An 8375-nucleotide genomic window follows, 5' to 3' on the forward strand; every position below is an offset into this window, starting at 1 on the left:
GGCGAGCGCATCGTCGGCCGCTGCCGCGTCGGCTCCGGCCGCCGCGCCGGCGATGCCGAAGGCGCCCGCATTCGACCGGACGCTCGCCGACGCGAAGAGTGCGCTCGGCACACAGCAATCGCCCGCCCAAACCGCGACGCAGACGCCGTCGTCCAATCCCGCCGCGCAACCCGGCACGCAGCCGGCGCTGCCGACGTCCCGCGACGCCGCGGATCCGGCTGCCGCCGGCACGGCGCTCGCGGCCGCAACCGCAGCCGCGCAGTCGAACCTGCCGGTGCCGCCCGCGGCCGGCACGATCGCCGCGGCCAACGCGCACGTGCTCGCGCCGCACGTCGGCACCGCCGACTGGACGGACGCATTGAGCCAGAAGGTCGTGTTCCTGTCGAACGCGCATCAGCAAAGCGCCGAGCTGACGCTGAACCCGCCCGATCTCGGCCCGCTGCAGGTCGTGCTGCGCGTTGCCGACAATCACGCGCACGCGCTGTTCGTGTCGCAGCACCCGCAGGTGCGCGATGCGGTCGAAGCCGCGCTGCCGAAGCTGCGCGAAGCGATGGAAGCGGGCGGGCTCGGGCTCGGCAGCGCGACCGTCAGCGACGGTGGCTTCGCGTCGCAGCAGCAGAACCCGCAACAGACCTTCGCCGGCGGACAGCCGTCGCGACGCGCACGCGCCGGATCGTCAGCCGTCGACGCACCGGTCGACGCTTCGCAATCCGCATCGGCCGCGTCGACCGCGACCCGCACGGGCCTCGTCGATACCTTCGCCTGATCATCGCCGCCCCGGTGCGCGCGCCGCTCAGCGGCCGTGCACCGCTGCGGCCGCCGCAGCGCGCGGCATGCCGCCGTTGCGCGCCGCGACGATGAAGTCCGCCGCGCGCTCGCCGATCATCACCGACGGTGCATTCGTATTGCCGCCGATCAGCGTCGGCATCACCGACGCATCCACCACCCGCAGCCCGTCGACGCCGCGCACCCGAAGCTGCGGATCGACGACCGCGCGCGCATCCGAGCCCATCCGGCAGGTGCCGACCGGGTGATAGATCGTGTCCGCATGCGCGACGATCGCCGCGCGCAATTCGGCTTCCGTCTGGTCCGGCCGCGTGTACAGCTCGCGCCCGGCGTGCGACGCGAGCGGCGGCTGCGACAGGATGCGGCGCATCGCGTGCGCGCCGCGCACGAGCAGGTCGAGATCGCGCGCATCGCTGAAGAAGCGCGGATCGATCAGCGGCGCATCGCGCGCATCGCCGCTCGCGAGCGCCACCGTGCCGCGGCTGAACGGCCGCAGCGCGCACACGTGCAGCGAATAGCCGAAGCCCCAATGCATGTTGCGGTTGTGATCGTCGACGAGCGCCGTGCAGAAATGCAGCTGCAGGTCCGGACGGTCGAGCGACGGATCGCTCTTGATGAAGCCGCCCGCCTCCGCGACGTTGCTCGTCATCATCCCCGAGCGGCTCGAGAAATAGCGCGCGAGCGCCGGCGTCATCTTCGCGATGCCGCGCATGCAGATGCCGACCAGCTCCGACGAATTCACGCGCGTGTTGATGATGAAGTCGATGTGATCGATCAGGTTCGCGCCGACGTCCGGCGCATCGTGCACGACCGCAATCCCGTGCCGGCGCAGCTGGTCGGCCGGGCCGATGCCGGAGCACATCAGCAGCTGCGGCGAATTGAACGCGCCGGCCGACAGGATCACTTCCGCGCGCGCACCGAGCGTCTCGACGCGCCCGTTGCGCGCGACCGCGACGCCGACCGCGCGCTTGCCGTCGAAGCCGACGCGCAGCACCGTCGCATCGGTGATCACGTGCAGGTTCGGCCGGTTTCGACCGTAGATGTACGCCCGCGCGACGCTGCAGCGCGAGCCGTCGCGATGCGTGACCTGGTAGAAGCCGACGCCTTCCTGCGTCGCGCCGTTGAAGTCGTCGTTCAGCGGATAGCCGGCCGCATGCGCGGCCTGGACGAATCGTTCGGAGAACGGATTGCGAAAGCGCAAATCCGAGACGGTGAGCGGACCGTCCGCGCCGTGCCACGCGTCGGCGCCGCGCGTGTTGCCTTCCGCGCGACGGAAATACGGCAATACGTCCTGCCAGCCCCAGCCGGTCGCGCCGAGCCGCGCCCAGTCGTCGTAGTCGCTCGGATGGCCGCGCGTGTAGATCATCGCGTTGATCGCGCTCGAGCCGCCCATTCCGCGCCCGCGCGGCTGGTAGCCGCGCCGCCCGCCGAGGCCCGGCTGCGGCACCGTCTCGTAGCCGTAGTTCGTGCGGAGCTTGAACGGCACGAGCGCCGCGATGCCTACCGGCATGTTGACGAGCAGATTGCGCTCCGTATGCGGGCCGGCTTCGATCAGCGCGATCGTCGCGTCCGGGCACGCATCGGCGAGCCGGCCGGCGACGCTGGAACCGCCGGAACCGCCGCCGACGATGATGTAGTCGTATTGCATGTCACGTCTCCTTCGTGTCATGGGGCGGCGTCCGGCGCGACCGGCTCCCGCTTCTGGCTTCTAGGTCTGTTACCTGTGGAACGCGCATGCGTTGCCACGAGAACGGCCGCTCGCGACGCGCGTGATGCCGCGAATACTCGACGTATTCGCAAGGAGCGCAACGCGGCGAGCGGCCGTTCTCGCGGCAACCCCAAGTTAAAAAAACTCCGTCACGGGAATGCGCGAAATCGGTCGCAAGGCAGCGTCGCTCGTCGCCTGTTTGGCGTGGTTAAACGGCGCTCGTCACTTCTTGCGCTGCGAGCGATTTCGGGCATTCGCATGCGCGTTCCCATCTGTAGACAGACGTTAATGTCCGGGCATTGTAGGAACGGCCGCCGCATGCGCGACACGCGGATTCAAGAGCGATTCCTCTAAACGCGTGCGTGGACTAAATTTAAGATGTACTGATTCGATCGACGCGACGCATGCGGCCGCCAGAAGCCGATCTGTCGCGAAACCAGGGAGACGGCGATGCAGCGTCAGGTTCTGCAGGCCGCATGCGCACCGGATGATCCGGATGCGTCGCGTGCGGCCCGCATTTCATTTCAAACGACGACGTGCGCGGCAACGTACCGCATCGCATGCGTAACCGACGGAAATCGAACGGCGCGCCGCTGCGCCAACCGTTTGGACGGTCGTTCGCCGCCGCCCCGCGCGTCACGCGCGGCTGCACCGTCGCATGCATCATGCCGTGCCGCTTCGATGCTTGCGCAACCGGTCGCATCGCGCTGCTTGCCGCCGCGATGGAATCGCTCCCGACGTCATGCCGATCCCGCGCGAGCCCGCGTTGCGCTGCACGGACCGTCGCGCGGATGCGACGCATGCGCGCCGCTGCCGCCGCATTTTCAACGCGCCGCGCTTGCGGCCCCGCACCGCGCGAAGCGCGCCCATCCGAACCGCGTCGCCGCGCTCGTCGCGCGGGCGAGCGCGGCCTGACTGCTGGCCGACGCGCCACGCCCGACTGGAGAAGACGACATGAAGAACGACCTGCCCGAACTGGCCCCGCAAGCGCTGCCGTCGGTCGATGCACTGACGTCGCTGCTGCGCGATCAGCGCGCCGCGTATCTGCGGGCGCCGTACCCCGAGTGGGACACGCGTGCGCAGCACCTGCGCGCGCTGCGCACGATGCTGCTCGATCACGCGGATGAACTCGCCGACGCGATCAGCGCGGACTTCGGTCATCGCGCGAAGCAGGAAGTGCTGCTGTCGGAAATCTGGATGGCGAAGGAGGAGATCGACGATGCGCTGAAACACGGCAGGCGCTGGATGAAGCCGATGCGCAAGCCGATGAACAAGTGGCTGCGCCCGGCACGCGCGAAGGTGATGCCGCAGCCGCTCGGCGTCGTCGGGATCGTCGTGCCGTGGAACTACCCGGTGCTGCTCGCGGCCGGCCCGCTGATCTGCGCGCTGGCGGCCGGCAACCGCGCGATCGTCAAGATGTCCGAACTCACGCCGCGCACGTCCGCGCTGTTCGAGCAGCTGATCGCGAAGACGTTCGCGCGCGACCACGTCGCCGTGGTGAACGGCGACGCGGAAGTCGGCGCGGCGTTCAGCGCACTGCCGTTCGATCATCTGCTGTTTACCGGCTCCACGCACGTCGGCCGCCACGTGATGCGCGCGGCAGCCGACAACCTGACGCCGGTCACGCTCGAACTCGGCGGCAAGTCGCCGGCAATCATCGGACCGAACGCGCGCTTCGACGCGGCCGTCGACGCGATCGTCGCCGGCAAGACGCTGAACGCGGGCCAGACCTGCATCGCGCCCGACTACGTGCTGCTGCCGCGCGGCATGGAAGCCGCGTTCATCGAGCGTGCGCGTGCGCGGTTCGCGAAGCTGTATCCGAACCTGGCCACCAACGCCGACTACACGACGATCGTGTCGCCGCGCCATTTCGCGCGGCTGCAGCAGCTCGCGGCCGATGCGCAGGCAGCCGGCGCGCAGCTGCATCCGCTGTCGGACGCGCAGTCGGATCCGGCATCGCGCCGCTTCGTGCCGTGCGCGGTCACGCACGTGCCGGCCGCGTCGCCGCTGATGCAGGAAGAGATTTTCGGGCCGCTGTTGCCGCTCGTGCCGTACGAGCGGCTCGACGAGGCGATCGCTTACGTGAATGCGCGCCCGCGTCCGCTCGCGCTCTACCTGTTCGACGAAGACGCCGGCACGATCGATCGCGTGATGCGCGAAACGGTGTCGGGCGGCGTGTCGATCAACGAAACGCTGATGCACATCGCGTGCGGCAGCCTGCCGTTCGGCGGCGTCGGCGCAAGCGGGATGGGCGCCTATCACGGCTACGACGGCTTCGTGACGTTCTCGAAGATGAAGCCCGTGCTCACGCAGGCGCGCCTGAATGCGCGCAACCTGCTCGCGCCGCCGTACGGCCGGCGCTTCGCGGCACTGATCAAGCTGATGCTGAAGTTCTGAGCGACGCCGGCCGCCCGCATTGCGCGGCGGCCGGCACGAAACCACGACGCGACGCGGCCCGGACGCCGCGCGCGCTTACACGGGCCAGAGCGGCCCTTCCTGCATCGCGCCGATCTGCTCGCGCAGCTCGAGCACGCGCGCTTCCCAATAGCGATGTGTGTTGAACCACGGGAAGGCGGCCGGAAACGCGGGATCGTCCCAGCGCCGCGCCAGCCACGCGGCGTAGTGAATCAGCCGCAGCGTGCGCAGCGCTTCGATCAGATGAAGCTCGCGCGGCTCGAATTCGCAGAAATCCTCGTAACCGGCGAGCAGGTCGGCGAGTGCGCGCGACGCGCCGTCGCGATCGCCGGGCAGCAGCAGCCACAGATCCTGGACCGCCGGCGCCATCCGGCTGTCGTCGAAGTCGACGAAATGCGGACCGGCGTCGGTCCACAGCACGTTGCTCGGATGGCAGTCGCCATGCGCGCGCAGCATGCGGATCTCGCCGGCGCGCTCGAACGCGGCCTCGACGCCTTCGAGCGCAAGCGCGACCGCCGTCTCGTATGCAGGCCGCACGTCGTCCGGAATGAAGTCGTGCGCGAGCAGATAGTCGCGCGGCTCGTAGCCGAACGTGCGGATATCGAGCGCCGGACGCGCGACGTACGACTGCGTCGCGCCGACCGCATGGATGCGGCCGATGAAGCGCCCGAGCCATTCGAGCGTGTCGCTGCGATCGAGATCGGGTGCGCGGCCGCCGCGCCGCTCGAAGATCGAGAAACGGAAGCCGTCGAACGCGTGCAGCGTGCGGCCGTCGAACGTGCGCGCGGGTACGGCCGGAATCTCGCGTGCGACCAGTTCGGCGACGAACGCGTGTTCCTCGAGGATCGCGTCGTCGGACCAGCGTGCGGGCCGGTAGAACTTCGCGACGACCGGCGGACCGTCTTCGATGCCGACCTGGTACACGCGGTTTTCGTAGCTGTTGAGCGCGAGCAGGCGCCCGTCGGTGCGCAGGCCGGCCGGTATCAGCACGCTGTCGAGCGCGTCGAGCACGCATTCGGGCGTGAGGCCGGCGAACGGCGGACTGCCGGGAGCTGCGGGAGCGGAAGTGACTTCGTTCATGCTCCGCATTGTGCCGTCAGCCGCGCCGAAACACGAGCGCGCGCGTTCGCACGCGCGCTCAATGGAGCGCCGCGCCGGCCGGCAGCACGGATTCGCCGGTGTCGATCAGATCCTCGAGAAAGAACGGCTCGGTGTTGAGTTCCTTCGACTCGCCCGGCACGCCTGCGTACCAGGTCACCATGGCCATGTCGCCCAGGATGCGCTGAACGATGCCGCGCGCGCCCTTCGGCACTGCGATATGGGTAGTACAGACAATCGACCCGACATGCATGATGGTTCCCCACTCTTGAAACTTGAAACGCGGCCCGCTGGCGAGCCGGCAAATGCGCGATCCGCGCCGCCCTCGCCGGAGCGTTGCGCGTATCCCATTGTTCACGGTTTATCGAAGCGCGAAAAGAAGAAGAAGCACGCGAAGTGCCGCGAATTCGTCGGATGTCTCCAATCAACCACTGCGCCGCGCATGCGCTTGCACGCACGGATGCCCCCATCATACTCTGCCGGATGCGACCGTCCGCCGAATCCGGCCGGCGTCGCGGTATGGTTGCGGACGCACGCAGCGACGTCGCGTGACCGGCGCATAGCGCATGCGCATGACGTACGTCGTCGCAGTTGCGCACAATCGCAGCATTGCGGTACCTTTGAGCTTCGTCCGCGTTTGAACGCATTTCCTCACGACACGATGCATCCGCTCACGCCCACCCTCGCAAGATCACGGCCGCCGCTCGACGCGCGGCCGCGGGCGTGCACGCATCCATCGATTCTTCCGCCTCCTGTCGCACCGCCGCTCGTCGGCGCCGCGCCGCCGCCTCCGGCGGCCGCCGGCTGACCTGCCGGCTTTCGTTTCGTTTTCCATTCGCTCGCTTGCGTGCGCTCGTGCGTCGTGACGCACGGCTTGTGCGCGTGCACGCGAATGGCATCTTCCCTATCCGTTCGACAGGTGGATTCACATGGTTTCGTTCAAGCGCGCGCTCGCCGCGCATGGCGCGACGTCGCTCTTCGTGCTGCTGTGGAGCAGCGGCGCGATCTTCGCCGAACTCGGTCTGCATCACGCGTCCGCGTTCGTCTTTCTCACCGCGCGTTTCGCGCTTGCATCGCTCGTGCTGCTCCCGCTCGCGTTCGTGCGCGGACGCTGGCTGCCGCCGCGCGGCCAACGCCGCATGGCCGCGCTGACCGGCGTGCTGATGATGGGCGGCTATTCGATCTTCTATCTGCTCGCGCTCGAACGCGGGATCGCACCGGGTGTGCTCGCAACGATCCTCGGCGTGCAGCCGATCCTCACGCTCGCGATCGTCGAGCGGCGCTGGCAGCCGACGCGCATCGCCGGGCTTGCGCTGTCGCTGGCCGGCCTCGCGCTCGTCGTGTGCCGCGGCGTCGGCGACGCCGGCCTGCCGATTGCCGGCGTCGCGTGCGCGCTCACCGCGCTCGTCGCGCTGACCGTCGGCTCGCTGCTGCAAAAACGCGTACGCGCGGCACCCGCCGACGTGCTGCCGCTGCAGAACGCGATCGGGCTCGCACTATGCGCGGCGATCGTGCCGTTTCGCCCGATGTCGGTCGACGTCGGCTGGACGTTCGTCGTGCCGCTGCTGTGGCTCGGCATCGTGATTTCGGTGATCGCGCAACTGCTGTTCTATCGATTGATGCAGCGCGGCAATCTCGTGAACGTGACGAGTCTGTTCTATCTGGTGCCCATCGTGACCGCGGCGATGGATGCCGTATGGCTCGGCAATCGCCCCGCACCGCTCGCGCTCGCCGGCATGGGCGCGATCGTCGCGGGCCTCGCGCTCGTATTCCGCACGCCGGCGGACCGCGCGCAACCCGAGCGCGCGTAACCGGCAGCCGCCGCGCACGCACGCGCGGCGGCTGGCATCGAACGCGCTGCGCTACTTCGACGACGAACGAAAGGAATCGGAAAGACATGTGCAAGGCATTCGTCGCGTACCCGTGAAAAACGCGCGTTTTCTCGCGCTTTCCGCCGATTTTTAATGGTTCGGATAGCGAAAAACGCCGCCGCGTTGCCTATACTCGAATCGACCGCCCCGCTCGCAATCGGGACGCGCCAAGACAACATCCCGGCATGGGGCCGGAGTCGGCGCCACGCGTCCGCTCCGGCCGACACTGGAGACACGCATGACGACCTATTTCACGATCGGCGACTTCATCCTGCTGATTCCGATGGCGCTGGCGGGCGCACTGTTTCTCGGCGCGGTGCCGTGCGCAACCCAATTTCGACACAACCTGCTGCGCGCGCTCGGCGTGATCCTCGGGGTCGGCGTCGCCGTGCTGCTGGTCGAAGGCTTGCCTGCGCTGATCTAGTGTCCCGTTCCGTTGTTAACTGATCTATGTTCACGTAGCATGTTGACGTCAACGGAACGGGAGACATCAGCAT

Annotated in this window: 7 protein-coding genes; 4 read left to right on the plus strand and 3 right to left on the minus strand. The window is 68.5% G+C overall.

The window, feature by feature from the left end; all coding sequences use genetic code 11:
• A partial coding sequence (locus BUB20358_RS27275) for a flagellar hook-length control protein FliK (RefSeq protein WP_174905161.1) occupies positions 1 to 766 on the plus strand: 766 nt, incomplete at its 5' end.
• Between the two features lie 27 nt (positions 767 to 793).
• Here the strand turns inward: BUB20358_RS27275 and BUB20358_RS27280 are convergent.
• Positions 794 to 2434, minus strand: coding sequence for a GMC family oxidoreductase (locus tag BUB20358_RS27280; protein ID WP_035971557.1), 1641 nt, complete (start codon positions 2432 to 2434; stop codon positions 794 to 796).
• A 1014-nt stretch (positions 2435 to 3448) separates the two neighbouring features.
• Here BUB20358_RS27280 and BUB20358_RS27285 point away from each other — a divergent pair.
• On the plus strand, positions 3449 to 4891 hold the full coding sequence (locus tag BUB20358_RS27285) for a coniferyl aldehyde dehydrogenase (RefSeq protein ID WP_006763134.1): 1443 nt from the start codon (positions 3449 to 3451) through the stop codon (positions 4889 to 4891).
• Positions 4892 to 4966: 75 nt separating this feature from the next.
• On the opposite strand, the gene BUB20358_RS27290 is transcribed toward BUB20358_RS27285, so the two are convergent.
• Together BUB20358_RS27290 and BUB20358_RS27295 are read right to left on the minus strand one after the other, a co-directional pair.
• Positions 4967 to 5998, minus strand: coding sequence for a serine/threonine protein kinase (locus BUB20358_RS27290; protein WP_006763133.1), 1032 nt, complete (start codon positions 5996 to 5998; stop codon positions 4967 to 4969).
• A 49-nt stretch (positions 5999 to 6047) separates the two neighbouring features.
• The gene (locus BUB20358_RS27295) at positions 6048 to 6260 is read right to left on the minus strand and encodes a hypothetical protein (RefSeq protein ID WP_004198969.1); all 213 of its coding nucleotides are present in this window, start codon (positions 6258 to 6260) and stop codon (positions 6048 to 6050) included.
• A gap of 676 nt (positions 6261 to 6936) precedes the next feature.
• On the opposite strand from BUB20358_RS27295, the gene BUB20358_RS27300 reads away from it, so the two are divergent.
• Together BUB20358_RS27300 and BUB20358_RS27305 are read left to right on the plus strand one after the other, a co-directional pair.
• Positions 6937 to 7818, plus strand: a complete 882-nt coding sequence (locus BUB20358_RS27300; protein WP_006763132.1) for a DMT family transporter — start codon at positions 6937 to 6939, stop codon at positions 7816 to 7818.
• A 298-nt stretch (positions 7819 to 8116) separates the two neighbouring features.
• Positions 8117 to 8302, plus strand: coding sequence for a hypothetical protein (locus tag BUB20358_RS27305; RefSeq protein ID WP_006402976.1), 186 nt, complete (start codon positions 8117 to 8119; stop codon positions 8300 to 8302).
• The last annotated feature ends 73 nt before the right edge of the window (positions 8303 to 8375 follow it).

The organism is Burkholderia dolosa, assembly GCF_902499135.1.
Lineage (GTDB): Bacteria > Pseudomonadota > Gammaproteobacteria > Burkholderiales > Burkholderiaceae > Burkholderia > Burkholderia dolosa.

What these genes read in the sequence shown, in the direction of transcription:
- BUB20358_RS27280 (WP_035971557.1), bottom strand. Translation starts at nt 2,434, where the DNA reads ATGCAATACGACTACATCATCGTCGGCGGCGGTTCCGGCGGTTCCAGC.
- BUB20358_RS27285 (WP_006763134.1), top strand. Translation starts at nt 3,449, where the DNA reads ATGAAGAACGACCTGCCCGAACTGGCCCCGCAAGCGCTGCCGTCGGTC.
- BUB20358_RS27290 (WP_006763133.1), bottom strand. Translation starts at nt 5,998, where the DNA reads ATGCGGAGCATGAACGAAGTCACTTCCGCTCCCGCAGCTCCCGGCAGT.
- BUB20358_RS27295 (WP_004198969.1), bottom strand. Translation starts at nt 6,260, where the DNA reads ATGCATGTCGGGTCGATTGTCTGTACTACCCATATCGCAGTGCCGAAG.
- BUB20358_RS27300 (WP_006763132.1), top strand. Translation starts at nt 6,937, where the DNA reads ATGGTTTCGTTCAAGCGCGCGCTCGCCGCGCATGGCGCGACGTCGCTC.
- BUB20358_RS27305 (WP_006402976.1), top strand. Translation starts at nt 8,117, where the DNA reads ATGACGACCTATTTCACGATCGGCGACTTCATCCTGCTGATTCCGATG.